The following is a 25,086-nucleotide window of genomic DNA, read 5'->3' on the forward strand; positions in this document are numbered from 1 at the left end:
GCTCCTGATAGTCAATTCTGTTGCGTGCCAGCCGCTAAAACGCGAAGCGCTTCAGGCCGTCAGGGCCGTTTGCATGCTGGCGAGCCGCGCGCGGACCGAGGTATCGAGCACTTCGTCGCCGACCGTCACGCGTACGCCGCCGATCAGCGAGTGATCGACTTCGACCGTCGGCTTCAGCTTGCGCTTGAACTTGCGTTCGAGGCTTGCGACGAGTTCGTTCAACTGCGCACCTTCGAGCGGGAATGCGCTGACGATCAGCACATCTGCTGCCCCTTCGCGGGCGTTCTTCAACTCTTCGAACTGCGAGGCGATTTCCGGCAGCAGCTGCAGGCGATGGTTGTCCACCAGCATCTGCACCAGATTCTTCGCTTGCGCGTCGTCCTTGAGCGGCGACTTGACCGCGGCCAGCAGCAGATCGCTTACCTGGGCACGGCTCACTTTCGGGCTCGAGGCGATCGACAGCACTTCGGGCAGACGCGCAACCTGTGCCAGCTCCTGCACGAGCGTGGACCAGGCGGCGATGTCACCAGCTTCGGCCACGCCAAACAGCGCTTCCGCGTACGGACGGGCGATGGTTGCAAGTTCGGCCATGATCAGAGCTCGGCTTTCAGTTGATTCAGCAGGTCAGCATGAGCCGCCTGGTCGACTTCGCGCTGCAGGATCTGTTCAGCGCCCTTCACAGCGAGTGCAGCAACTTCGCCACGCAGCGCTTCGCGCGCCTTCACGACTTGCTGATCCGCGTCGGCCTTCGCCTGCGCGATGATGCGGGCGGCTTCCGCCTGCGCCTGAGCCTTGATTTCGTCGGCGACTGCGACAGCGCGCTTTTCAGCGTCGGCAATGCGTTGCTGGCCGTCGTTGCGAGCCTGAGCCAGTTCCTGGTCGACGCGCTTGTGAGCGGCTTCGAGTTCCTGCTTGCCCTTTTCCGCGGCGGACAGACCGTCGGCGATCTTCCTCGCGCGCTCGTCGATGGCGTTGATCAGCGGCGGCCACACGAATTTCATCGTGAACCACGCGAGGATCAGGAACACGACCATTTGCGCAAACAGGGTTGCGTTGAGATTCACGGTGTTTCCTTAAACGTTGCTAGTTCGGAAAGTGAAACGGCAAGGCGCTCATCGATTCTGCTCGATCAGCGCCCCAGTACCCGTTCCGCCCTGCGCCTTTACCTGTTATAGCTCAGGCGCAAACCTCCGAGGAACCTCAGCCTGCCAGCTTCGAGAGCAGCGGGTTCGCGAACGCAAACAGCATTGCCACACCAACGCCAATCAGGAACGCCGCATCGATCAGACCAGCCAGCAGGAACATCTTGGTTTGCAGCGGGTTCATCAGTTCCGGTTGACGGGCGCATGCTTCGATGTACTTGCCGCCCATCAGACCGATACCGATACAGGCGCCGATAGCACCCAGGCCGATGATGATGCCGATACCGATGGCGGTCAGACCCTGGATGTTGGCGATGAAAGCTTGCATGATCACTCCTTTGTGAAAAGTCTTTTAGAACTGGTTGGAACTGGGATTTGAAAAACTACGATTCTTTGCCGACAACGCAGGTTAGTGCGTGTCGTGTGCCTGGCCGATGTACACCAGCGTCAGCATCATAAAAATGAACGCCTGCAGCAGAACGATCAGGATGTGGAAGATTGACCACACTGTGCCGGCGACCACGTGGCCGATGAAGCCAAGCACCGTCGTGTCCGCGCCGAAGCTCCAGATGCTGCCGAGCAGGGCAATCAGCAGGAACAACAGTTCGCCCGCGTACATGTTGCCGAACAACCGCATGCCGAGCGAGACCGTCTTCGCGACGAACTCGATGATGTTCAGTGCGAGGTTCGGGATCCACAGCAGCGGATGCGCGCCGAACGGAGCGGACAGCAGTTCATGCACGAAGCCGCCAACGCCCTTGATCTTGAAGTTGTAGTAAATCATCAGCACGAACACGCCGAGCGCGATACCGATCGTGCCGTTCAGGTCGGCGGTCGGCACGATGCGGTGGTGCGGGATGGCTTCGGACAGACCCAGCCAGCCGATCACACGGCCCGGCAGGTCGACGGGAATGAAGTCGAGTGAGTTCATTAGCGCGACCCAGACGAACACGGTCAGCGCGAGCGGCGCGATGAAGGTGCGCGAGCCGTGGATCATGGCCTTCGATTGATCCTCGACCATTTCGACAAGCATTTCGATCGCGCATTGGAAGCGACCCGGCACGCCGGCCGTTGCCTTGCGGGCTGCCAGATGCAGCACGAAGATCGTGACGAGGCCGCACACGATCGACCAGAAAAGGGTGTCGAGATTCCACACATGGATGTCGAAAATCGACGTCTGGTGTGCGGTGGAAAAGTTCTGCAAGTGGTGCGCGATGTACTCGGACGGATCCATTGCGCGCGTGCCTTCGCTAGCTGCCATATCGTTAAAGCCACCCAAATTGTCGAAAATCGTTCGAGGCCGCTCCTGCCGGAACACTGTGTTGCGGGAACGCGCCGGGTGCGGGCCCTGTCTCACCCGCACACCCGTGCCGGCGCTGCGCGCCGGCCTTAAATTCTTTTTGCTGCTGTTTTTTGTGCTGCTACCTTAGCGCCACGCCAAGGCGATCCAGTAAGTCTTCAGCGCGATGAGGTAGGTCACGAGCAGCGGAATCCAGCGTACGTCGTGATACCAGAAGGCGATTGCGACAAACATCGCAATCGTTGTCCCCATCTTGAGTGCTTCGCCGATCATCCAGCTCATCACGGTCTCGGCGCCGCCCTGCTTTTTCAGTCGTGCCGCGAACAACGCGCCCGGCACCCAGCAGATCGCCCCCCCGAGGAACGCGGACAGCGCAGCAGCACCCGGCGGCTTGTAGAACAGCCACCACAACAGCGTTGCGACCAAGGACAAAACCATTTGCGCTGCGACGACCCTGAACGGCGTTACGCGCGATGGACGACCCACGCCGGGACCAAACAGCTTTTCCGCCTCGGCCCGCGTGAGCGGAACGATATTGTTATCTTCCTGCGCGTCATCCCACGCTTCCGCCGGATCGAACTGCCGACTGGAGGACATCTCGGGTGCGGAGCGTTCAGCGCGGTGTCTGTCGTCACCATTCTCCGGCGACAGATTCGACGTTTTGACCGCCATCGCAATGTTCCGAAAGTCTCGTTCAGCCCGCGAGTTTACGCAGCGCTTACGGGGTTGCCGTGCAATTAAATCCGGGCGATTGTAAGCGATAGTTGCAGGCAATTCAAGACTTTAGGCCAGCCTATAACCGCGTGAAACTTCCCTTCACGATGCGGTAAAACGTACGCTAACGACGCGAAACACGTCAAATGTAAGGCGGGCGGGGGGCGGCAAAACCCGTGCGGGTGGTCGCGTGGATCGAAGCTCGTTGGCAGTGCGTTCCGACCCAGCGGCAGACGTCTCGAAAATGCAACAAATGCCTCTTTTTAAGGGCTGAACGGGATAGCTCTTCTAATGAGCTGAATCAGCCTCACCGCAAATTTCAATGATGATCGGGTCGCTTTTGATAGCGGCTCGTCAGGATGATTATCGGGTGAATGTGGAGCGTCTGAAGCTAGGATTCCTGATTATTCGTGCATCGGTTGTTTTGGAATCCACAATAGCCGCTCGCACCGAGGTAGACCAACTCGCGGCAGTGCTCATGCACAGGCCGCCAGCCGTTCACCACTCTTGCCTGCTGAGCGCCAATCTGTGCTCAGACGTTCGCGTTCCCGCGCAAACGAACCAGAATGCCTTCCAGCGCGTCGAGATCGCCGAAGTCCACCAGCACCTGGCCGCGACCGCGTCGGCCGAGCTTGATTTTCACCGTAGCGGACAGCAGGTCCGACAGTTCCTCTTCCAGGCGTCGCGTGTCACGGCCGCCGTCCGGGTTCGCGCGGGCCTTGGCCGCCGGCGTCACCTTCGTGGTCATCGCAACCAGCTTTTCCGTCTCGCGCACAGACAGGCGCTTGTTGACGACCTGGTTGCCCAGCGTGATCTGCGTCGCGGCATCGACGGCGAGCAGCGCGCGAGCGTGGCCCATGTCGAGATCGCCGGCGAGCAACATCGTCTGTACCGGTGTCGCAAGGTTCAGCAGACGCAGCAGGTTCGACACCGCGCTTCGCGAGCGGCCCACCGACTCTGCCGCCTGCTCATGCGTGAAATTGAATTCGTCGAGCAGGCGCTGGATCCCCTGGGCCTCTTCGAGGGGATTCAGATCCTCGCGCTGGATGTTTTCGATCAGCGCCATCGCCGCGGCGGCCTGGTCGGGCACGTCCTTCACAAGCACCGGCACCTCGTCGAGGCCCGCGAGCCGCGCCGCGCGAAAACGCCGCTCCCCCGCGATGATCTCATAGCGATCCGCCGCGATCGGACGCACGAGAATCGGCTGCATCAGCCCTTGCGCGCGGATGCTCGCCGCAAGCTCCTGCAGCGCGCCTTCGTCCATGCGCGTGCGCGGCTGGTATTTGCCCGCCTGCATCTTGCCGAGCGGCAATACGTTCGGTGCGCCGTCGATCACCGCTGCCTCGGTGATATCGGCGGTGCCGCCGAGCAATGCCTCCAAACCGCGGCCCAGTCCCTTCTTTCTTGCTACTGCGTTCATCGTGCTTCCTCGATCCGCTTAGGATGCCTGGGGCGCGTCATTCAGCGCGCGCACCCGCTCAATCATTTCGACGCCGAACTGCACGTACGCCTGCGCGCCTCGCGACGCCCTGTCGAACACCACACCGGGCAGCCCATAGCTGGGCGCCTCGGCCAATCGCACGTTGCGTGGAATCACCGCGTCGAAGACCTTGTCGCCGAAGTGCTCTTTCAATTGATCCGAGACTTGCTGTTGCAACGTAATGCGCGGATCGAACATGACGCGCAGCAGACCGATCACCTTGAGGTCGCGATTCAGATTCGCATGGACCTGCTTGATCGTGTTGACGAGGTCGGACAGCCCTTCGAGCGCGAAGTATTCGCACTGCATCGGAATGACGACGCCGTGCGCGGCGCATAGTCCGTTGAGCGTCAGCAGTGACAAAGCCGGCGGGCAATCGATCAGCACGAAATCGTACTCGCCCTCGACCCCGGCGAGCGCCGCCTTCAGTTGACGCTCGCGATTCTGCATACTGACGAGTTCGACCTCGGCGCCCGCGAGCTCACGGTTCGCGGGAAGCACGTCGTATCCGACCGCCTCGGGCCGTACTCGCGCATCGGCCACCGACACGTTGTCCACGAGCACCTCGTAGACCGTGTTCGTACATTCGGCCTTGTCGATACCGCTGCCCATCGTGGCGTTGCCTTGCGGGTCCAGATCGATGAGAAGGACTCGCTGTCCCTGCGCTGCCAGGCTCGCGGCCAGATTGACTGTGGTGGTCGTCTTGCCGACGCCGCCCTTCTGGTTCGCAACGCAGAAGATTTTTGCCATCGTTGGTGTGTCCCTTTTGCTGCTTGGATGAAGTGAAAATCGTTGAGGGTGTTGACAGGCCGAAGCGGCCGTCAGCTTTCGGGGTCCACTCGCACCTCGATCAGATGCCGCTCGGCGTCGAGCGACGGCACGTTCAGCCGGATGATCTGTTCCACGTGAGCGCCCGCCGGCAGACGCGCGATTTCGGCATCCGGCCGCATACCCTTCATCGCCCAAATTGCGCCCTGCTCCGCAACCAGATGACGGGCCAGTGTAACGAAATCCGAGAGTTCTGCGAACGCGCGCGAGACAATTACGTCGAACTTTGCCGGTACTTCGGCGCCAGGCCGCAGCGTCTCCACCCGACCGGTCACAACCGACAGGTTCGCGAGGCCCAGTTCCGCCTTCGCCTGCGACTGAAAGGCAGTCTTCTTATGGACGATGTCGTTCGTCGTGATGGTCCAATCGGGCAGCACGATCGCGAGCACGATGCCCGGCAGCCCCCCGCCCGAACCGACGTCGAGCACCGACGACGGCCCGCGCGGCGCCAGGTGCGGCACGATCGATAGCGAATCGAGAATGTGCTGGATTAGCATCTGCCTCGGATCGCGGATCGCTGTCAGGTTGTAGACGTTGTTCCACTTCGCGAGCAGCGCGACGAAATCGAGCAGCTCGTGCTGCTGCGCGTCGCTGAGTTCGAGACCAAGTTCACGGACACCTTCCGCCAGCAATGACGCCAAGGCCTGTTGGTCGATTCCCCTCTGCGCTGCCGTCATTGAACCACCGGCGTGCTGTCGGCGCCGGGCTCGGCGGACTTCGACGGACGACGCCCGAGGCCACGCTTCAGATGGACCATCAGCAGCGAGATCGCGGCAGGCGTGATACCGGAAATACGCGACGCCTGTCCGATCGTTTCCGGCCGGAACTGCATCAACTTCTGGCGAGCTTCGAACGACAGCCCACGGACCTCGGTGTAGTCCAGCCCGTCAGGCAGACGCGTGTTCTCTTGCGCCTCGTTGCGTTCGATCTCACCGGCCTGTCGGTCGATGTAGCCCTGATATTTGACGCCGATTTCGATCTGTTCCTTGATTTGCGCGAGCAGCACGGGGTCTTCCGCAAGTGCTTCGGGCGCGCCACAAGTGCCGTCACGCAGCCCGCAGACGCCGTCGTAGCTGACGCCCGGACGACGCAGCAGGTCCGCGAGACTGTATTCGTGGTCGATTGACTTGCCAAGCAAGGCGGTCGCCTCTTCTGCCGATAAGGTCTTAGGATTGACCCAGGTTGAACGCAAGCGCTGTGTTTCACGTGAAACAGCGTCACGCTTGCGACTGAAGGCGTCCCAGCGAGCGTCATCGACCACGCCAAGTTCGCGCCCGATCTCCGTCAGCCGCATATCGGCGTTGTCTTCGCGCAAGCTCAGACGGTATTCCGCGCGGCTCGTGAACATCCGGTACGGCTCGGACACCCCGCGCGTGACTAGATCGTCCACGAGCACGCCGAGATAAGCCTGGTCGCGACGCGGACACCATGCTTCCTTGCCTTGCACGAACAGACCGGCGTTGATGCCGGCCAGCGTGCCCTGTGCAGCTGCCTCTTCGTAGCCGGTCGTCCCGTTGATCTGTCCGGCGAAGAACAGGCCACTGATCACCTTCGTTTCTAGCGATGCCTTCAGGCCACGCGGATCGAAATAGTCGTACTCGATCGCGTAGCCCGGGCGCAGGATATGCGCATGCTCGAGGCCGCGCATCGAACGCACCAGCTCGAGCTGCACGTCGAAGGGCAGGCTCGTCGAGATCCCGTTCGGATAGAACTCGTTGGTCGTCAGACCTTCCGGCTCGAGGTAGATCTGATGCGATTCCTTCGACGCAAACCGGTGAATCTTGTCCTCGATCGACGGGCAATAGCGTGGCCCCACCCCCTCGATCACGCCTGTGTACATTGGCGAGCGATCGAGACCGCCGCGAATGATGTCATGTGTCCGTTGATTCGTATGCGTGACCCAGCACGGCACCTGGCGCGGGTGCTGCTCGACACGCCCGAGGAACGAGAACACCGGCACCGGGTCCAGATCGCCGGGCTGCTCTTCGAGCTGCGAATAGTCGATCGTGCGACCGTCGATTCGCGGTGGCGTACCGGTCTTAAGCCGGCCCTGCGGTAGCTTCAGCTCTTTCAACCGCACCGACAGCGAAACCGCAGCCGGGTCGCCCGCGCGTCCACCGGTGTAGTTGTTCAACCCCACGTGAATCTTGCCGTCGAGGAACGTGCCCGCCGTCAGCACCACCGCGCGCGACCGGAAACGAATACCCACTTGCGTGATGGCGCCGACCACGCGGTCGCCCTCGACCATCAGATCGTCGACGGCCTGCTGAAATAGCCAGAGGTTCGGCTGATTCTCTAGACGATGGCGGATCGCCGCTTTGTACAGCACGCGGTCAGCCTGAGCGCGCGTCGCGCGGACCGCCGGTCCTTTCGACGAATTCAGGATCCGAAACTGGATGCCGCTTTCGTCGGTAGCGGCCGCCATGGCGCCACCCAGCGCGTCGACCTCCTTGACCAGATGGCCTTTGCCAATGCCGCCAATCGACGGATTGCAGCTCATCTGACCAAGGGTTTCGATGTTATGGGTCAAAAGCAGCGTTTTGTTGCCCATGCGCGCCGACGCCAAAGCAGCTTCGGTGCCGGCATGACCGCCACCGACGACGATTACGTCAAATTCTGAGGGAAAAAGCATCGCGGGATCTCACGCCAGATCGTCGCGTGAGCCTTCAAAAGAAATGTATGGGCGAATTATAACGGGTTCAGTTTCGGCCCGAATTTCGTCCGAATGGTGAAACAATAAAAAAGCGGTGTGTTTCACGTGAAACACACCGCTTCCAGAGACAGCGATCAGCGAAATAAGTGCGGGCTTATGCGACCTTTTTGGCAAGACCGAGATAGGTTTCGATCACCCGGGGATTTTGCGCGAGGTCGGTTGCCGGTCCTTCCAGTGCCAACTCGCCGGTTTCCAGCACGTAGCCGTAGTCCGAGATCTGCAATGCAGCGCGCGCATTCTGCTCGATCAGCAGCGTCGCGACGCCCGTCTGCCGCAAGGCGCTGATGATGTGAAAGATTTCCTTCACGATCAGCGGCGCGAGACCGAGGCTCGGCTCGTCCAGCATCAGCAGATCGGGCTTGCCCATCAGGGCGCGGCCGACCGCGAGCATCTGCCGCTCGCCGCCGGAAAGCGTGCCGGCCGCCTGCTTGCGCCGCTCCTTCAGCCGCGGAAACAGTTCGAACACCGGTTCCAGCTGATCGAGAAAGTTGCGCTCCCCTGCTCGCTTGCGCCGGTAGGCGCCAAGCAGCAGATTGTCCTCGACGGTCATCGAAGCGAAAAGCTCGCGCTTTTCCGGCACCAGGCACATTCCAAGCGCGACGCGTTTTTCGACCGGCATCGCGCTGACGTCGTCGCCCTGATAGGAAACCGCGCCTTTCGCATGACCGGACGTCGGCAACGCGCCCATGATCGCATTCAGCAGCGTCGACTTTCCCGCGCCGTTCGGGCCGATCACGGAGACGATCTGCCCCGCCCGCACCTTGATCGCCGCATTGTGCAGCGCTTCAACCTTGCCGTAGCGGACGGACAATTGGCTCACTTCGAGAATCGGTCCCGCCGCCGCCACGCCGGTCGTTGTCATGTCGTCCATCATTCCACCCCACCCAGATACGCTTCGAGCACCGCCGGATCCTGCTGGACTTCCTGCGGCAGGCCCTCAGCGATCCGCGTGCCGAACTCCATCACCACGAGCCGGTCCGTCAAATTCATCACGAAATCCATGTCGTGCTCGACGAGCAGCACGCTCATCCCTTCTGTCTTCAGTCTGCGCAGCAGTTCGGCGAGCTGAAGCTTTTCCTGATACCGGAGACCAGCGGCCGGTTCATCGAGCAATAGCAGAGTCGGGTCGCAGCACAGGGCGCGCGCAATTTCGAGAATCCGCTGTTGACCAAGCGCCAGGCTGCCCGCTTCGTCATACATGTGCTGTTCGAGGCCGACGCGGCGAATCTGCCGAGCGGCTTCGGCCATCAACCGCTGCTCTTCGGAGCTGTTCAGCCGCACGACACTGCGCCACACGCCCGCATGGCCACGAAGATGCGCACCGATCGCGACGTTCTCGAGCACGGTCATACCCGGCAGCAGCTTCACGTGCTGGAACGTCCGGCCGATGCCGCGCTTGACGATTTCACGTGAACTCAGCGCATCGATGCGCTCGCCGCGGAACGTGATCTCGCCGCTTGTCGCCTGCAGCACACCGGTCACGAGATTGAAGGTCGTCGACTTGCCCGCGCCGTTCGGTCCGATCAGCCCGATGATCTGCCCTGCTTTGACCTCGAAGCTGACGTCGTTCACCGCGACGAGACCGCCGAACTGCTTGCGCGCCTTGTTCACCTTCAGCAGGTCTTCGCCGGTCTGTGGCTTGTTGCGCTGCGGCAGAGGATCCGCGTGACCGGCGAGATGCGCCCGCGGGCCACGCGGGAAAAAGCGCGCGACGAACGGCCAGACGCCCTGCCGCGCGTACTGCAGAAGCAGCACCATGATGATGCCGAACACGATCACTTCGAAGTTGCCGTTCTCGCCGAGCAGTTTTGGCAGCAGCGTCTGCAAATAATCCTGCAGCACGGTCAGGATCGCCGCGCCGAGCACCGCGCCCCAGACGTGCGAGACGCCGCCCACCACCGCCATGAACAGGAACTCGATGCCGTGATTCAGTCCAAACGGCGTCGGATTCACGGCGCGCTGCAAGTGCGCGTACAAAAAACCGGAAACCGACGCAAGCACTGCCGCATAAACGAAAATCACGACGCGCATCCAGCCGGTGTTGACGCCCATTGCCTCGGCCATCAGACCACCGCCGCGCAACGCACGGATTGCGCGCCCCGGCCGGCTATTAAGCAGATTCTGAACAGAGACGACCGCACCGAGCACGACCACCCAGATCAGGTAATAGATATGGCGGCCGGACTCGAGGTTGATCCCGAAAACATTCAACACCGGGATGCCGTTGATGCCGTCGTACTTGCCGAGCATGTCGAGATTGCCGAACAGGTAGAACAGCGCGAGCCCCCACGCAATCGTGCCGAGCGGCAGAAAGTGGCCGGATAGGCGCATCGTCACGAGACCGAGCATCAGCGCAACCAGCGCAGTGACGATCACGCCCGCAATCAGTGCGAGCCACGGCGACACGCCGAAGTTCGTCGTCAGATACGCGGTTGCATACGCGCCGATGCCAACGAACGCGGCCTGCCCGAAGCTCGTCATCCCGCCGATGCCGGTCAACAGCACGAGGCCGATCGCAACGATCGAATAGAGACCGATGTAGTTCAGCAGCGTGACCCAGTACTCGGGTACATGGATCGGATGCGGCAGAACCGGCAAAGCGAACAGCACCACGAGGAACAACCAGAAGAACTTCTTTTGCATGATTCGTTTCATCGTGTCACTCCGCCTCCTCTTCGGCGTGCGGACTCGCAAGACTGCGCCACAGCAGCACCGGGATGATTAACGTGAACACGATCACTTCCTTATAAGCACTAGCCCAGAACGACGAATACGACTCCAGCAGACCAACCAGAATCGAGCCGGCCGCCGCCAGCGGATAGCTGACCAGACCGCCGATGATCGCGCCCACGAAGCCCTTCAAACCGATCAGGAAGCCCGAGTCGTAGTAGATCGTCGTGAGCGGCGCGACGAGGATGCCGCACAGTGCGCCGAGCCCCGCCGCAAGTGTGAACGCGAGGCGTCCCGCCTGCGTGGTGCCGATGCCGACGAGCCGCGCGCCGAGCCGGTTCACCGACGTCGCGCGCAACGCCTTGCCCGAGATCGAGCGATCGAAGTACAAATACAGCGCGCCGATCAGCACGACCGCGGTGCCGATTACCCACAGGCTCTGGCCGGAGATCGACAACGTGCCGATGTTGAACGTCGCATCGGAAAACGCGTTGGTGCGCGAGCCTTCGGCGCCGAACATCACGAGGCCGAGACCGACCATCACGAAATGCACGGCCACCGCGACGATCAACAGCAGCAGCGTGGTCGCCTCCGCGATCGGCTCGTAGGCAAGGCGATACACGAACGGACCCATCGGAATCACGATCAGCAGCGTCAGCGCGATCTGCACGATCATCGGCAGCGGCTGCAGGAAGATGCCGCGCGTGAGCGCGTAGACCGCGATCGGAAACAGCAGGTACTTCCCCGCCAGCACGGGCAGCGTGCGCGCCGCATGACGACGCCGCTCAGCATGCCGCAACACGGCCGCCGTCTCGACGACGAAGCATGCCGCGCCCATCGCCATCAACAGCCAGCAGGTGGCCGGAAACTTCTGCGTTTGCAGTGCGGCGAGCGTCAACGCACCGTACGAAACGAACTCCCCTTGCGGGATGAAGATCACCCGCGTGACGGAGAACACCAGCACCAGCGCAAGCGCGAGCAGCGCGTAGATCGCGCCGGTCGTGATGCCGTCCTGCGCGAGGATCGCCGCAATTGATAGATCCATACTTCCTCGTCCTGAAGCGTCGAAATCGAAAAACCGGGAAACAGTCGCGACGGCGCGGTGCGAAGCCGGCCATCGATCTGCATGTCTGAAAAGACAACCGCCGCGCCGGGACGCGGCGCGGCGGTCGATGCCATTGTCGTCGAACACAATGGCAATGCGGCGTCATGCACCGCAGATTGCGCGAGAGGCGCGTACCGCTACTGGTTTTTGTAAATAGTCTTAGTTGTTCTGCAACTTCCACTTGCCGTCGACGATCTGCACGATCACGCGTGCGCGCTGGTCGAGGCCGTTGTGGTCGTTCGCGGTGGTGTTCATGATGCCGTGCGACACTGGCAGCTCCTTGATGTTTTCGAGCGCGTTGCGCAGCGCCGCGCGGAACTCCGGCGTGCCCGGCTGGGCGGTCTTCAGCGCGACCGGAATCGCAGCCTGCAACATCTGGCCGGCATCCCATGCGTGGCCGCCGAAGGTCGCGACCGAACCCGCGCCATAAGCCTTCTCATAGGCGTTCTTATAGGCTTCCGACGACTTCTTCACCGGGTTCGAATCCGGCAATTGATCGACGACGAGAATCGGACCGGCCGGCAGCAGTTCGCCTTCGCAATCCTTGCCGCACACGCGCAGGAAGTCGTTGTTCGCGACCCCGTGAGTCTGATAGATCTTGCCCTTGTAGCCACGCTCCTTCAGCGTCTTGGCCGGCAGCGCCGACGGCGTGCCCGAGCCCGCGATCAGCACCGCGTCGGGATTCGCGCCCATCGTCTTCAGCACCTGGCCCGTCACCGATGCATCGGTGCGGTTGAAGCGCTCGTTCGACACGATCTTCAGGTTGTGCGCTTTCGCGGCGGCGTCGAACGTCGTGTTCCAGCTGTCGCCGTATGCGTCCGAGAATCCGATGAAGCCGACCGTCTTCACGCCGTGATGCTGCATGTAATCGGCGATCGCTTCGGCCATCAGGCTGTCGTTCTGAGGTGGTTTGAATGCCCATGCGCGCTTCGCATCCATCGGCTGAATGATCGCGGCCGATGCCGCGAGCGAGATCACCGGTGTCTTGCCCTCAGCGGCCGGATCGAGCATCGCGAGCGAATTCGGCGTGACGGTCGAGCCGATGATCGCGTCGACGTGGTCTTCGTCGATCAGCTTGCGCGTGTTCTGCACGGCCTTGCTGGTGTCCGACCCGTCGTCGAGGATGATGTACTGCACGCTCTTGCCGCCGATCTCCTTCGGCAGCAACGCGATCGTATTCTTTTCAGGAATCCCGAGCGACGCGGCCGGCCCCGTCGTCGACAACGTGACGCCGATCTTCACCTGCGCGAATGCAGCCCCCGCGCCGCACATCAGCGCCATCGCGATGCCGGTGCGTACCCAATGCCTTGTCTTTTTCATTGCGAGTCTCCAAACGCTTTGAAAAGCGCCTATGTATAAACCGGCTTGCTGGGCCGGGTGTTTGAATCTAGTGAGCGGGTTCAAGTGTGCCAAGCATGGTTTTCCCTGCTCGGCGCGCATACCTTCCCCAGCTGCGTTGGGTACCGCTCCTCTCGCGTCGCGCGAGTGCGCATTCGCGTCATACGCCGCGTTTCCGTGGCGCGGCTTTATTCCAACCAGGCATCTCCTAAACCACTAATATGTTAGTAGTTTGCGTTCTGCATTATCGACGGTCAAGAGAGCGTGCGCCAAATGCGGGTTTGTCCTGAAGCAGCGAAACCACACTTTTGCGCGATGCGGACACCCGGCCCGGATAATAAAAAAGACGCGTCAACTGCACGCGTCTTTTTCGATGAGGTCCCGTGGCGCAGAGCCTTCGCTCAGTCGCCGGCGAGCTTCCACTTGCCGTCGACGATCTGCACCATCACGCGCGCCCGCTGATCGAGGCCGGCATGGTCGTTCCCGCTCATGTTGAAGATGCCGTGCGACGCGGGCAGATCTTTCGTTCGTTCGAGCGCGGCACGCAGCGCCTCGCGGAATGCCGGCGTGCCTGGCTGCCCCTTCTTCAACGCGAGCGGGATCGCATGCTGCAGCAGCAGACCCGCGTCCCATGCGTGACCGCCGAACGTCGACACCGACCCCGCGCCGTATGCCGTTTCATACGCATGCTTGTATGCGAGCGCGCTTTTCTTCACCGGATTCGCCTCGGGCAGTTGCTCGGCGACCAGCAGTGGGCCAGCGGGCAGCCACGTGCCTTCGCAATCCTTGCCGCACACGCGCAGGAAGTCGTTGTTCGCGACGCCGTGCGTCTGATAGTACTTGCCCTTGTAGCCGCGCTCCTTCAGCGTTTTCTGCGGCAGCGCGGCCGGCGTGCCCGCACCGGCGATCAGCACCGCGTCCGGCTTCTGCGACATCATCTTCAGCACCTGGCCCGTGACCGATGCATCGTTGCGCGCGAAGCGCTCGTTCGCGACGATCTTGATCTTCGCGAAGTCAGCGGCTTTGCTGAATTCCGTGAACCAGCTCTCGCCGTACGCGTCGGAAAAGCCGATGAACGCGACCGTTTTCACGCCGTGATTGGCCATGTGCTGCGCGATCGCCGTGGCCATCAGAATGTCGTTTTGCGGCGTTTTAAAGACCCATCCACGCTTCGCGTCCATCGGCTCGACGATGCCCGCGGCCGCGGCCAGAGAGATCATCGGCGTCGAGGTTTCGGCAGCGATGTCGATCATGGCGAGCGAGTTCGGCACGACGGTCGAGCCGATCAGTGCATCGACGTGGTCTTCGCTAGTGAGCTTGCGGGCGTTCTTGACCGCCTGGGTGGAATCGGTTGCGTCGTCGAGGACGATGTAGTCGATCTTCTGGCCCGCCACTTCTTTCGGCAGCAGCGCAATCGTGTTCTTTTCCGGAATGCCGAGCGATGCGGCCGGTCCTGTTGCCGACACGGTGACGCCGATTTTCACGTCCGCGAATGCATGGCCGCTCCAAGCAGCCGAGACCCCTGTGGCGACCAATGCCGCGCTGATCCAACGCAATGCCGACTTCATCCTGCTCCTCTATTAACCCCGTTATTCAATTGCAATTAAATCCGCGGATTTAATTGCCAACCCAATGGTCGGTGAATAGCGAGTGTAGCGGACGCAAGCGCCGTGCTGCAAGCGTTTCGCAGGCTTGTGACGTTTACCTCAGCGGCTAACGGAGAGTAAAAAATGGCGCGTGAAATAGCCGGGAGATCGCGTCAAAAAATTCGATAAACACCAATAAAAAAGCGCTGTTGGATATCAATCCAACAGCGCTTTCTTCTGGGCACTGAGTGCCTCACTTGTCTCCTCGTTCTCCACCGGCAAATTCGTGGTGCATCAGAACTGCATGAAGATTAAACGACCACCCCAGCAGTCACAACTAGCAATTACCCTAGTGGTGCACTGCGGCACCGGATTGGGGCGCGTAGGGCGCTTTTCGTCGCACGGTTTGCCACAGGTTCGCCCGAGTCCCTGATCCAGCGGACCTTCAGCACGAGCCGCAATTAGATCGGACGTCGAAGCAATTTCGTATCGCACTGCATCAAGCGAGCGACCACGCGGGCGGGATCAAACAGCCACTCTCAAGCCCGCAACGGTCGCACTCGCGCGACGATCTCACCGACTATGCCGCGCCGGAACGCCAGCACACACGCGATGAAAATCAGCCCGGTGACGATCGTCACCGATTCGCCGAGCGAGCGGAACCAGTCGATGCCGGTCATCGACGCAAGTGCCGCGCCGATATCGCCGAGCCTGTCTTCGAGCGACACGATCAACGCGGCGCCGAGCAACGGCCCGAACAGCGTGCCCATGCCGCCCACCAGCGTCATCAGGATCACGAGGCCGGACATCGTCCAATAGGCATCGCTCAGCGTTTCGAAGCCTTGCACCAGCACCTTCAGCGAACCCGCGAGACCCGCAATGCCGGCCGACAGAATGAATGCGAGCAGCTTGAAACGGTCGGTGTCGTAGCCGAGCGACACCGCGCGCGGCTCGTTTTCCTTGATCGCGACGAGCACCTGCCCGAACGGCGAATGCACGATCCGCACGATCAGCAGGAAAGCCGCGACGATCACCGCGAGCACGACGAAATATAGCGCGACGTCCGAAGAGAGATCGAGCACGCCGAACAGCTTGCCGCGCGGCACGCCTTGCAGACCGTCTTCCCCGTGCGTGAACGGCGCCTGCAGGAACACGAAGTAGACCATCTGCGCGAGCGCGAGCGTCACCATCGCGAAGTAGATACCCTGACGGCGAATCGCGAAGAAGCCGACGACGAGCCCAAGCAGCGTCGCCGCCGCGGTGCCGCTCAGCACGCCGAGCTCCGGCGAAAAGCCGAGCGTCTGCATCGCATAGCCGGTCACGTAACCGGCCGACGCGAGAAACATCGCATGACCAAAGGACAGCAAGCCCGTATAGCCGATCAGCAGATTGAAGGCGGCCGCGAACAGCGCGAAGCACAGCACCTTCATCACGAAGAGCGGATAGATGCCGAGCACCGGCACCGCGAGCAGCACGATCAGCAGCAGACCGTAGAGCACCTTTCTCTGCATCATTTTTCCCTGCCGAAAAGACCCGCCGGACGCACGAGCAACACGAGCGCCATGATCACGAAGACGACGGTCGCCGACGCCTCGGGGTAGAACACACGCGTGAGTCCTTCGACTACGCCGAGCATCAGGCCGGTCAGGATCGAGCCCATGATCGAGCCCATGCCGCCGATCACGACCACCGCGAACACGGTGATGATCATCGACTGGCCCATCAGGGGCGAGACCTGAATCACCGGCGCGGCGAGCACGCCGGCAAACGCCGCGAGCGCGACGCCGAAGCCGTAGGTCAGCGTGATCATCAGCGGCACGTTGACGCCGAACGCCTCGACAAGCTTCGGGTTTTCGGTGCCCGCGCGCAGATACGCGCCAAGCCGCGTCTTCTCGATCACGAACCAGGTCGCAAAGCACACGACCAGCGACGCGACCACCACCCATGCGCGATAGTTCGGCAGATACATGAAGCCGAGGTTGGTCGCGCCCGACAGCGCCGACGGCACATCGTACGGCTGGCCCGACGAGCCGTAGATCGAATGGAACACGCCCTCGATCACGAGTGTGAGGCCAAACGTCAGCAACAGGCCATACAGATGATCGAGCTTGTAAAGCCAGCGCAGCATCGAGCGCTCGATCGCGACGCCGACCAGCCCGACGATCAGCGGCGCGAGCACGAGCATCACCCAGTACGGCAGATTGAAATACGCCAGCCCCATCCACGCGAGCATCGCCCCGAGCATGAACAGCGCGCCATGCGCGAAGTTGATCACGTTGAGCAGGCCGAAAATAATCGCCAGCCCGAGGCTCAGAATCGCGTAGAACGAGCCGTTCACGAGCCCGAGCAGAAGCTGGCTCAGCATCGCCGGTAGCGGAACGCCAAAGATGTCCATTGAAGCCCTTAGCCCTTCAAGCCATCGTCAAGGTGAGATCGGTCACGCACGATCCGGCCGGCACGCGACGAGCGGCGACGCTGCCCATCGCGTGCGGCATCTGAAACGGTCATCCGCCAGCGCGTGCCTCTGCAGCGCCGGCGGTTCTCTCAGGTCTGCGCGGTCCTCGACCGCTTACTGCGCCCGCGCTTACTTCCACAGCGCGCAGCGGGTCTGCGCCTTGGTCGTGAAGGCCTGATCGCCCGGAATCGTCGCAGTGATCTTGTAGTAATCCCACGGCTCCTTCGATTCCGCCGGCGTCTTCACCTGCATCAGGTACATGTCGTGGATCATGCTGCCGTCCTGACGGATGTAGCCCTTCGCGTAGAAGTCGTCGATCTTCGTCTTGCGCAACTGCGCCATCACCTTGTCCGGATCGGTCGAGCCCACCGCCTGCACCGCCTTCAGATAGTTCATCGCCGCCGAGTAGTCGGCAGCCTGCAGGCTCGACGGCATCTTCTTCATCTTGTCGAAGTAGCGCTGCGACCACTTACGCGTGTCGGCGTCCTTGTTCCAGTACCAGCTGTCGGTCAACACGAGACCTTGCGTCGTTTCGAGACCGAGGCTGTGCACGTCGTTGATGAACATCAGCAGCGCGGCGAGCTTCATCGTCTTGGTGATGCCGAATTCCTTCGCGGCCTTGATCGCGTTGATCGTGTCGCCGCCCGCGTTCGCGAGGCCGAGGATCTGTGCCTTCGACGCCTGCGCCTGCAGCAGGAACGACGAGAAGTCCGACGCCGACAGCGGATGACGCACCTCGCCGAGCACCTGGCCGCCGTTCGCCTTCACGACCTCCGCGGTCGCTTTTTCGAGCGCCTTGCCGAATGCGTAGTCTGCCGTCAGGAAGTACCAGGTCTTGCCGCCCTGCTTCGTCACGGCCGAGCCCGTGCCGTTCGCGAGTGCGGTCGTGTCGTATGCGTAGTGGATCGTGTACGGCGTGCATTGCTCGTTGGTCAACGTATCGGCGCCGGCGCCGACGTTGATATAGACCTTGTGCTTCTCGCCCGCGACGGTGTTAGTCGACAGCGCGGTCGCCGAGTTCGTGCCGCCGATCACCATGTCCACGCCGTCGCGGTCGAACCACTCACGAGCGCGCGATGCCGCGATGTCCGCCTTGTTCTGGTGATCCGCGTACAGCACCGTGATCGGCTTGCCGTTGACCTTGCCGCCGAAGTCGGCGACCGCCATCCGGATCGCTTCAAGACCGCCCTGCCCGTCGATATCCGCGTACAGCCCCGACATGTCCGTGATGAAGCCGATCTTCACGGCATCGTCGGCCGCTTGCGCGCTGCCCAGCGTCAGTGCGGTGCCGGCGGCGACTGCAAAACAGAGTGAGGCAATTCGCGCGAGTGGGTTCTTTTTCATGCATGTCTCCTGGTTCTTCGCTTGTGGTTATCAGAGGCAGTCGGGCGCGCGTGTGTCCGTGTCTATACGCCCAGTAAATCGTGCAGCACCGGCATCTTGCCTTCGAGCTCGCTAGCCCCGAAATGCTCGACGATCATGCCGTGCTCCATCACATAAAAACGATCCGCGAGCGGCGCGGCGAAGCGGAAGTTCTGCTCAACCATCACGATCGTGTAGCCGCGCGCCTTCAGCGTAACGATCATGCGCGCGAGCGCCTGCACGATCACGGGCGCGAGCCCTTCCGAGATTTCGTCGAGCAGCAGCAGATTCGCGCCGGTGCGCAGAATCCGCGCGACCGCGAGCATCTGTTGTTCGCCGCCCGAGAGCCGCGTGCCCTGACTCATGCGCCGCTCGTGCAGATTCGGGAACATCGCGTAGATTTCCTCGAGCGACATCATGCGCGCCTTGTCGCCGACGGGCGGCGGCAGCAGCAGATTTTCCTCGCACGACAGGCTCGAGAAAATGCCGCGTTCTTCCGGGCAATAGCCGATGCCGCAATGCGCGATGCGATGCGTGGGCAAGCCGACGGTTTCGCGTCCGTCGATACGGATCGAGCCGGTACGGCGACCCGTGAGGCCCATGATCGCGCGTAGCGTCGTGGTGCGGCCCGCGCCATTGCGTCCGAGCAGCGTCACGACCTCGCCGCGGCCGACCGACAGATCGACGCCGTGCAGAATGTGGGATTCCCCGTACCAGGCTTGCAGTCCCGCGATTTCCAGCGCGGGTGCGCCGCTTTTCGTTTCGTTCGCTTCGAGGCCTTCGCGCTCGACCGTCGTATTCATGCGTGGGCTCCGGCGAGCGCCGCGTCGGCGCTGCCCATGTAGGCTTGCATCACGAGCGGATTCTTCGACACTTCCGCGTAGCTGCCCTCGGCGAGCACTTCACCCCGTTGCAGCACGGTGATCGTGTCGGAGATACCGGCGATCACATTCATATTGTGTTCGACCATCAGGATCGTGCGTCCGGCCGACACTTTCTTGATCAGCGCGGTCACGCGATCGACGTCCTCATGACCCATGCCTTGCGTGGGCTCGTCGAGAAGCATCAGTTCCGGCTCCATCGCGAGCGTGGTCGCGATTTCGAGCGCGCGCTTGCGGCCGTAGGCGAGCTCGACCGTCAACACATCGGCGAAATCGGTCAGGCCGACCTGGGTCAGCAGATCCATCGCGCGATCGTTCAGACGGCGCAACGTACGCTCGCTCTTCCAGAAGTGAAACGCGGTGCCGAGCGAGCGCTGCAACCCGATGCGCACGTTCTGCAATGCCGTCAGATGCGGAAATACCGCGGAAATCTGGAACGAACGGATGATGCCGCGCCGCGCGATCTGAGCTGGCCGTTCGCCGGTGATATCGACACCGTTGAAAACGATCTGGCCCGCAGTGGGTTCGAGAAATTTGGTGAGCAGATTGAAGCAGGTGGTCTTGCCCGCTCCATTGGGGCCGATCAGCGCATGGATCGAGCCACGGCGCACGCGCAGGTTCACGCCGTTCACGGCGACAAAGCCTTTGAACTCGCGGGTGAGGCCGCGCGTTTCGAGAATCGTATCGCCGAGAATCATGTTCCCTTCCATACGGAGTAAGGCGAAGCACTACGATCTTTCCGCGCGAAGCTCTGCGCGACTTGTTGTTTTTGCGGCACCCCTTGCCGCTCCTTGGCGTGCTGCACCAATCCGAACGGTAATCCATGGCGTGGCACGCAGCATGGCTGCCATTGTCGCGCCAATGATGCAGCGCAATCATTGGGATTTGCACTTAGGGAACGAGGCCCGCGCCGTGCATATGTGACGCGCGGTTCACAAGCTTCACGTACGCGGCGAAAAACCTGACCGATGCGCTCACCGAGTCATGTCACACAACTGACATCGACGCGGCAACACCGGTATGCGCGGCCATGCTGCCGCTCACGCGCGCGCGACGATCCTCGCGGATCATGTCGCCGGCGCGCTCGGCGATCATCAGCGTCGGCGAATTGGTGTTACCTGACGTGATGTTGGGCATCACCGACGCATCGACGACACGCAAGCCCTCGACTCCGATAACTCGTAGCCGGTTGTCGACGACCGCGGCGGGATCGTCGGTCGTGCCCATGCGGCAGGTGCCGACCGGATGGAAGATCGTCGTGCCGACCGCACCCGCGGCCTGCTGCAATTCTTCTTCACTTTGATACTGGAGGCCCGGCAGGATCTCCCGCGGCTGATAGCGCGCGAGCGCGGGCGCCGCGACGATGCGACGCGTCAGACGTAGCGCGTTCGCGGCGACGTGGCGGTCGTAGTCGGTCGACAGATAGTTCGGCGCGATCAACGGTGGCGCGCAAGCATCGGCCGACGCAATATGAATGCTGCCGCGCGACGTGGGGCGCAGCTGACACACCGAAGCCGTGAACGCATTGAAGCGATGCAGCGGTTCCCCGAAGCGATCAAGCGACAAGGGCTGCACGTGATACTCGAGATCGGGTCGCGACAGCGAGCGATCGTCGGCGTCGGACTTCGCGAACGCGCCGAGTTGCGACGGCGACATCGACATCGGTCCGCTCTGAAACAACGCGTACCGCATGCCGATCATCAGCTTGCCCCACCAGTGCGCGGACATCGTATTCAGCGTGCGCACGCCCTGCACCTGATACGCCATGCGCAGTTGCAGATGGTCCTGCAGATTTTCACCGACACCGCGCAGATCCTGAACGACCTCGATGCCGAGATTCTGCAGACGCGCGCCATTGCCGACACCGGACAATTCGAGCAGTTGCGGCGAGTTGACCGCGCCGGCGGAAAGGATCACTTCGCAACGCGCTTTGGCGAGATAGTCGACCTCGCCGCCACGATATTCGACTCCGGTGCAGCGGCGGCCATCGAACACGACACGCTGCGTGTGGGCACCGGTGATGACAGTGAGGTTCTCCCGCTTCAACGCGGGCCGCAAAAACGCCTTCGACGCATTCCAGCGAATGCCACGCTTCTGGTTGACGTCGAAGTAGCCAACACCGGTGTTATCGCCGCGATTGAAATCGTCGGTGGCGGGGATGCCGGTTTGCTGCGCGGCTTGCGCGAACTCTTCGAGAATCTTCCATTTGAGGCGCTGCTTCTCGACGCGCCACGGTCCGCCCGCGCCGTGCGCTTCGTTGGCGCCGCCGTGGTGATCCTCGCTGCGCCTGAAGACCGGCAGCACCGCGTTCCAGGACCACCTCCTGTCGTTCGTCACACGCGCCCACTCGTCGTAGTCTTCCCGCTGACCGCGCATGTAGATCATGCCGTTGATCGACGAACTGCCGCCGAGCACACGCCCACGCGGATACGACAGCGTGCGGCCGTTCAGACCCGGCTCGGCCTGGGTCTTGTACAGCCAGTCCGTGCGCGGATTGCCGATGCAATACAGGTAGCCGACCGGCACGTGAATCCAGTGATAGTCGTCCTTCCCCCCGGCTTCGAGCAGCAGCACGTGGATGTCGGGATCTTCGGTGAGCCGGTTCGCCAGCACGCAGCCGGCGGTACCCGCGCCGACGATGACGTAGTCGAACTCGCCTTCGAGTCGCCGTGCGGCGCGAGGCGTACTGTCGGTATGACTCATCGTTTAGCCTCCTAAGCATTTTTGCGGCGCATGCGTGGCTGCTCGATCGCTTCCACGCGTGCGCCGCGAAGCGCTTTTATTGCGCTTTTATTGCGCTTTTATTGTTTTCCTGGCGCGCTTGCCGACTTGATGCCGCGCAAAGCCGCCAGCTTATTTGGCGACCGGCATCGTGAATTCGGCGCCCTTCGCGATGCTGTCAGGCCAGCGCTGCATGATGCTCTTGTAGCGCGTGTAAAACCGCACGCCTTCCTCGCCGTACGCATGATGATCGCCGAACAGCGACTTCTTCCAGCCGCCGAACGAATGCCAGGCCATCGGCACCGGAATCGGCACGTTGATGCCGACCATGCCGATCTCGATCTGCCGGGAAAACGCGCGTGCAATGCCGCCGTCGGACGTGAACAGCGACACGCCGTTCGCAAACTGATTCGCGTTGATCAGTTCGACTGCGGAGGCGAAGTCGGGCACGCGCACGACGCATAGCACCGGTCCGAAAATCTCCTCGCGGTAGATCTTCATGTCGGGTAACACGTCGTCGAACAGCGTGCCGCCGAGGAAGAAACCCTTCTCGTGCCCCGCGACCTGATGACCGCGCCCATCGACGACGAGCTTCGCGCCCGCGGCGACGCCAGCGTCGATATAGCCGAGCACCTTGTCGCGATGCGCGCCGGTGACGAGCGGCCCCATCTCGGCCGCCGCTTCCATGCCGTTGAGGATCTTCAGGCTATTCACGCGCGGCGTCAGACGCTCGATCAGCTCATCGGCGATATGCCCCACCGCGACCGCCACCGAAATCGCCATGCAGCGCTCGCCGGCCGAGCCGTAGGCGGCGCCGATCAGGGCGTCGACGGCCTGGTCGAGATCGGCGTCGGGCATGACGACGAGGTGATTCTTGGCACCGCCCAACGCCTGCACGCGCTTGCCGCGCTTCGTGCCTTCGGTGTAGATGTATTCGGCGATCGGCGTGGAGCCGACGAACGACAGCGCACTGACTTCCGGATGCACGAGCAGCGCGTCGACCGCGACCTTGTCGCCGTGCACGACGTTGAACACGCCGTCCGGCAGGCCGGCTTCCTTCAGCAGTTCGGCGAGCCGGTTCGACGCGGACGGATCGCGTTCGGACGGTTTCAGCACGAAGGTGTTGCCGCACGCGAGCGCGACGGGGAACATCCAGCACGGCACCATCATCGGGAAGTTGAACGGCGTGATGCCCGCGACCACGCCCAGCGGCTGCCGCAGATTCCAGTTGTCGATGCCGCCGCCAATCTGATCGGTGAAATCGGTCTTCAGCAGATTCGGGATGCCGCACGCGAATTCGACGATCTCGATGCCGCGCATCACCTCGCCCTTGGCGTCGGAGAACACCTTGCCGTGTTCGCGCGTGATCAGCTCCGCGAGCTCATCGTGATGACGGTCGAGCAGTTCCTTGAACTTGAACAGCACCCGCGCGCGTTTGATCGGCGCGGTTTCGCTCCAGGCGGGAAACGCGGCTTTGGCGGCAGCGACCGCGGCGTCCACCTCGGCGACGCTCGCGAACGGCACGCGCGCGCTGACGCTGCCGAGCGCCGGATTGAAGACGTCGCCGAAGCGCCCGCTCGTGCCTTCGACCGTCTTGCCGTTAATGAAATGGCTCAGCGCGCGTGCACTCGCCGCGCTGCGTGCGGCTTCGTCCTGCGCGGTTGCGTCGGAATATGTCTCGCTCATCTCGTTCCTCTTTCCTGTGAAATCTTCCGCTTCGCGCTCGATGCCGCGCGCACAAGCGTGCTGAACACCAAGCGTACGGCCCTTACGAGCGACAAATCCAATGAGTAATGCTCAACTGCGCCATAAGCCGCGCTAATATCAGCATATGGATCTGACTCTCCTCAGGGCCTTCGTCACCGTCGCACGCGAGGGCAACCTTACGCGTGCCGCGGTGCAACTGCATCTGACCCAACCTGCCGTCAGCCTGCAAATCAAGCACTTGCAGGAGACGCTCGGCGTGACGCTGTTCACGCGGAATTCGCACGGGCTCGCGCTGACACGCGACGGCCAGGCGCTGCTGCCGCATGCCGAACGCGCGCTCGGCGCGGCAGCCGACGTGCAGCGGGCGGCGCAGACGCTGCGCCAGGAAGTACGCGGGCGCCTGCGCATCGGCACCATTCTCGACCCCGAGTTTTTGCGCCTCGGCGGTTTCCTGAAGCAGCTCGTCGAGACCTGGCCGCAGATCGAAACCGCGCTGCGCCACGGCATGTCGGGCTGGGTGCGCGAACAGATTCGCGCGGGCGAGCTCGACGTCGGCTATTACATTGGCCTGCCCGCCGACGACGAGACGCGCGACGGCACCACGTTTCACGCGGTCACGCTCACGCATTTCCAGTATCGCGTGCTCGCGCCGGCGGGCTGGAAAGATCGCGTGAAGGGTGCGCGAGACTGGCGCTCGCTCGCGGCGCTGCCGTGGATCTGGACGCCGCCGGCGTCCGCGCACAACCGGCTGCTGTCGCGCTGTTTCGGCGAAGCCGGCGTGAAGCCGGTCAAGGTGGCCGAGGTGGACCAGGAGCCGTCGATGCTCGATCTGGTCAAATCGGGCGTCGGTCTCACGCTTGCGCGCGACGCAACCGCGATCGCCGAGGCGCATGCCCACGCGCTGACGATCGTCGATGGCATAACGGTGCCGACGCAGCTGAGCTTCATCACGCTCGACGAGCGCAAGGCCGAGCCAGCGATCGCGGCGGCGTTGAAGCTGATCGAACAGCAGTGGGCGATTTGAGCGGGGACGGTCTGACGCGTTGCGATATGAGCCTCGCTAATGCCCGCCCTCTCCCACTTG

General features: G+C 62.3%; 22 protein-coding genes. 1 reads left to right on the forward strand and 21 read right to left on the reverse strand.

Annotation, left to right across the window (positions count from 1 at the left end; translation table 11 throughout):
* Positions 1-51 precede the first annotated feature (51 nt).
* The 21 genes from HDG32_RS19160 to HDG32_RS19260 all read right to left on the reverse strand — a co-directional run bounded on the left by HDG32_RS19160 (position 52) and on the right by HDG32_RS19260 (position 23,981).
* On the reverse strand, positions 52-591 hold the full coding sequence (locus HDG32_RS19160; protein WP_184051706.1) for a F0F1 ATP synthase subunit delta: 540 nt from the start codon (positions 589-591) through the stop codon (positions 52-54).
* 2 nt (positions 592-593) lie between these two features.
* Positions 594-1,064, reverse strand: a complete 471-nt coding sequence (locus HDG32_RS19165; protein WP_090802394.1) for a F0F1 ATP synthase subunit B — start codon at positions 1,062-1,064, stop codon at positions 594-596.
* A gap of 136 nt (positions 1,065-1,200) precedes the next feature.
* Positions 1,201-1,470 (reverse strand): F0F1 ATP synthase subunit C, encoded by a 270-nt coding sequence (atpE, locus tag HDG32_RS19170; RefSeq protein WP_007180033.1) that lies wholly within the window; start codon positions 1,468-1,470, stop codon positions 1,201-1,203.
* Positions 1,471-1,551: 81 nt separating this feature from the next.
* On the reverse strand, positions 1,552-2,403 hold the full coding sequence (atpB, locus tag HDG32_RS19175) for a F0F1 ATP synthase subunit A (protein WP_184069851.1): 852 nt from the start codon (positions 2,401-2,403) through the stop codon (positions 1,552-1,554).
* Positions 2,404-2,568: 165 nt separating this feature from the next.
* Positions 2,569-3,114: an ATP synthase subunit I gene (locus tag HDG32_RS19180; RefSeq protein WP_090802391.1), complete on the reverse strand. Its 546-nt coding sequence runs from the start codon at positions 3,112-3,114 to the stop codon at positions 2,569-2,571.
* Between the two features lie 574 nt (positions 3,115-3,688).
* Positions 3,689-4,576, reverse strand: coding sequence for a ParB/RepB/Spo0J family partition protein (locus HDG32_RS19185; RefSeq protein ID WP_184069853.1), 888 nt, complete (start codon positions 4,574-4,576; stop codon positions 3,689-3,691).
* Positions 4,577-4,594: 18 nt separating this feature from the next.
* Positions 4,595-5,386 carry a ParA family protein gene (locus tag HDG32_RS19190; protein WP_090802387.1) on the reverse strand — a complete coding sequence of 264 codons (792 nt, stop codon included), beginning with the start codon at positions 5,384-5,386 and terminating at the stop codon, positions 4,595-4,597.
* A gap of 71 nt (positions 5,387-5,457) precedes the next feature.
* The gene (rsmG, locus tag HDG32_RS19195; RefSeq protein ID WP_184069855.1) at positions 5,458-6,141 is read right to left on the reverse strand and encodes a 16S rRNA (guanine(527)-N(7))-methyltransferase RsmG; all 684 of its coding nucleotides are present in this window, start codon (positions 6,139-6,141) and stop codon (positions 5,458-5,460) included.
* Positions 6,138-8,096, reverse strand: a complete 1,959-nt coding sequence (gene mnmG / locus HDG32_RS19200) for a tRNA uridine-5-carboxymethylaminomethyl(34) synthesis enzyme MnmG (protein ID WP_184069857.1) — start codon at positions 8,094-8,096, stop codon at positions 6,138-6,140. Before mnmG ends, rsmG begins: the two co-directional genes overlap by 4 nt.
* Positions 8,097-8,271: 175 nt before the next feature.
* Positions 8,272-9,048, reverse strand: coding sequence for an ABC transporter ATP-binding protein (locus HDG32_RS19205; protein WP_184036898.1), 777 nt, complete (start codon positions 9,046-9,048; stop codon positions 8,272-8,274).
* Positions 9,048-10,832 carry an ATP-binding cassette domain-containing protein gene (locus tag HDG32_RS19210; protein WP_184069859.1) on the reverse strand — a complete coding sequence of 595 codons (1,785 nt, stop codon included), beginning with the start codon at positions 10,830-10,832 and terminating at the stop codon, positions 9,048-9,050. Before HDG32_RS19210 ends, HDG32_RS19205 begins: the two co-directional genes overlap by 1 nt.
* A gap of 4 nt (positions 10,833-10,836) precedes the next feature.
* Positions 10,837-11,892, reverse strand: coding sequence for a branched-chain amino acid ABC transporter permease (locus tag HDG32_RS19215; protein ID WP_184069861.1), 1,056 nt, complete (start codon positions 11,890-11,892; stop codon positions 10,837-10,839).
* Positions 11,893-12,111: 219 nt separating this feature from the next.
* Positions 12,112-13,272: an ABC transporter substrate-binding protein gene (locus HDG32_RS19220; RefSeq protein WP_184036889.1), complete on the reverse strand. Its 1,161-nt coding sequence runs from the start codon at positions 13,270-13,272 to the stop codon at positions 12,112-12,114.
* Positions 13,273-13,691: 419 nt separating this feature from the next.
* On the reverse strand, positions 13,692-14,858 hold the full coding sequence (locus HDG32_RS19225; RefSeq protein WP_184069863.1) for an ABC transporter substrate-binding protein: 1,167 nt from the start codon (positions 14,856-14,858) through the stop codon (positions 13,692-13,694).
* 557 nt (positions 14,859-15,415) lie between these two features.
* The gene (locus HDG32_RS19230) at positions 15,416-16,387 is read right to left on the reverse strand and encodes a branched-chain amino acid ABC transporter permease (protein WP_018418868.1); all 972 of its coding nucleotides are present in this window, start codon (positions 16,385-16,387) and stop codon (positions 15,416-15,418) included.
* On the reverse strand, positions 16,387-17,271 hold the full coding sequence (locus HDG32_RS19235; RefSeq protein WP_184069865.1) for a branched-chain amino acid ABC transporter permease: 885 nt from the start codon (positions 17,269-17,271) through the stop codon (positions 16,387-16,389). Before HDG32_RS19235 ends, HDG32_RS19230 begins: the two co-directional genes overlap by 1 nt.
* 189 nt (positions 17,272-17,460) lie before the next feature.
* Positions 17,461-18,675, reverse strand: a complete 1,215-nt coding sequence (locus HDG32_RS19240) for an ABC transporter substrate-binding protein (protein ID WP_184069867.1) — start codon at positions 18,673-18,675, stop codon at positions 17,461-17,463.
* A 62-nt stretch (positions 18,676-18,737) separates the two neighbouring features.
* Entirely contained in the window at positions 18,738-19,496 is a 759-nt protein-coding gene (locus HDG32_RS19245) for an ABC transporter ATP-binding protein (RefSeq protein WP_184036876.1), read from the reverse strand.
* Positions 19,493-20,272 carry an ABC transporter ATP-binding protein gene (locus tag HDG32_RS19250; protein ID WP_018418872.1) on the reverse strand — a complete coding sequence of 260 codons (780 nt, stop codon included), beginning with the start codon at positions 20,270-20,272 and terminating at the stop codon, positions 19,493-19,495. Before HDG32_RS19250 ends, HDG32_RS19245 begins: the two co-directional genes overlap by 4 nt.
* A gap of 289 nt (positions 20,273-20,561) precedes the next feature.
* Complete coding sequence (locus HDG32_RS19255) at positions 20,562-22,277, reverse strand: GMC family oxidoreductase (RefSeq protein WP_184069869.1); 1,716 nt, start codon at positions 22,275-22,277, stop codon at positions 20,562-20,564.
* Between the two features lie 150 nt (positions 22,278-22,427).
* The gene (locus HDG32_RS19260; protein WP_260336527.1) at positions 22,428-23,981 is read right to left on the reverse strand and encodes a CoA-acylating methylmalonate-semialdehyde dehydrogenase; all 1,554 of its coding nucleotides are present in this window, start codon (positions 23,979-23,981) and stop codon (positions 22,428-22,430) included.
* Between the two features lie 145 nt (positions 23,982-24,126).
* Here HDG32_RS19260 and HDG32_RS19265 point away from each other — a divergent pair, with 145 nt between their 5' ends.
* On the forward strand, positions 24,127-25,026 hold the full coding sequence (locus HDG32_RS19265) for a LysR family transcriptional regulator (protein ID WP_184069871.1): 900 nt from the start codon (positions 24,127-24,129) through the stop codon (positions 25,024-25,026).
* Positions 25,027-25,086 lie beyond the last annotated feature (60 nt).

This window comes from Paraburkholderia sp. CI2 (assembly GCF_014201055.1).
Taxonomy (GTDB): domain Bacteria; phylum Pseudomonadota; class Gammaproteobacteria; order Burkholderiales; family Burkholderiaceae; genus Paraburkholderia; species Paraburkholderia tuberum.

Coding starts and splice junctions, on each gene's coding strand:
- HDG32_RS19160 (WP_184051706.1), bottom strand. CDS start 591: ATGGCCGAACTTGCAACCATCGCCCGTCCGTACGCGGAAGCGCTGTTT.
- atpE (WP_007180033.1), bottom strand. CDS start 1,470: ATGCAAGCTTTCATCGCCAACATCCAGGGTCTGACCGCCATCGGTATC.
- atpB (WP_184069851.1), bottom strand. CDS start 2,403: ATGGCAGCTAGCGAAGGCACGCGCGCAATGGATCCGTCCGAGTACATC.
- HDG32_RS19180 (WP_090802391.1), bottom strand. CDS start 3,114: ATGGCGGTCAAAACGTCGAATCTGTCGCCGGAGAATGGTGACGACAGA.
- HDG32_RS19185 (WP_184069853.1), bottom strand. CDS start 4,576: ATGAACGCAGTAGCAAGAAAGAAGGGACTGGGCCGCGGTTTGGAGGCA.
- HDG32_RS19190 (WP_090802387.1), bottom strand. CDS start 5,386: ATGGCAAAAATCTTCTGCGTTGCGAACCAGAAGGGCGGCGTCGGCAAG.
- rsmG (WP_184069855.1), bottom strand. CDS start 6,141: ATGACGGCAGCGCAGAGGGGAATCGACCAACAGGCCTTGGCGTCATTG.
- mnmG (WP_184069857.1), bottom strand. CDS start 8,096: ATGCTTTTTCCCTCAGAATTTGACGTAATCGTCGTCGGTGGCGGTCAT.
- HDG32_RS19205 (WP_184036898.1), bottom strand. CDS start 9,048: ATGGACGACATGACAACGACCGGCGTGGCGGCGGCGGGACCGATTCTC.
- HDG32_RS19210 (WP_184069859.1), bottom strand. CDS start 10,832: ATGAAACGAATCATGCAAAAGAAGTTCTTCTGGTTGTTCCTCGTGGTG.
- HDG32_RS19215 (WP_184069861.1), bottom strand. CDS start 11,892: ATGGATCTATCAATTGCGGCGATCCTCGCGCAGGACGGCATCACGACC.
- HDG32_RS19220 (WP_184036889.1), bottom strand. CDS start 13,272: ATGAAAAAGACAAGGCATTGGGTACGCACCGGCATCGCGATGGCGCTG.
- HDG32_RS19225 (WP_184069863.1), bottom strand. CDS start 14,858: ATGAAGTCGGCATTGCGTTGGATCAGCGCGGCATTGGTCGCCACAGGG.
- HDG32_RS19230 (WP_018418868.1), bottom strand. CDS start 16,387: ATGCAGAGAAAGGTGCTCTACGGTCTGCTGCTGATCGTGCTGCTCGCG.
- HDG32_RS19235 (WP_184069865.1), bottom strand. CDS start 17,271: ATGGACATCTTTGGCGTTCCGCTACCGGCGATGCTGAGCCAGCTTCTG.
- HDG32_RS19240 (WP_184069867.1), bottom strand. CDS start 18,675: ATGAAAAAGAACCCACTCGCGCGAATTGCCTCACTCTGTTTTGCAGTC.
- HDG32_RS19245 (WP_184036876.1), bottom strand. CDS start 19,496: ATGAATACGACGGTCGAGCGCGAAGGCCTCGAAGCGAACGAAACGAAA.
- HDG32_RS19250 (WP_018418872.1), bottom strand. CDS start 20,272: ATGATTCTCGGCGATACGATTCTCGAAACGCGCGGCCTCACCCGCGAG.
- HDG32_RS19255 (WP_184069869.1), bottom strand. CDS start 22,277: ATGAGTCATACCGACAGTACGCCTCGCGCCGCACGGCGACTCGAAGGC.
- HDG32_RS19260 (WP_260336527.1), bottom strand. CDS start 23,981: ATGAGCGAGACATATTCCGACGCAACCGCGCAGGACGAAGCCGCACGC.
- HDG32_RS19265 (WP_184069871.1), top strand. CDS start 24,127: ATGGATCTGACTCTCCTCAGGGCCTTCGTCACCGTCGCACGCGAGGGC.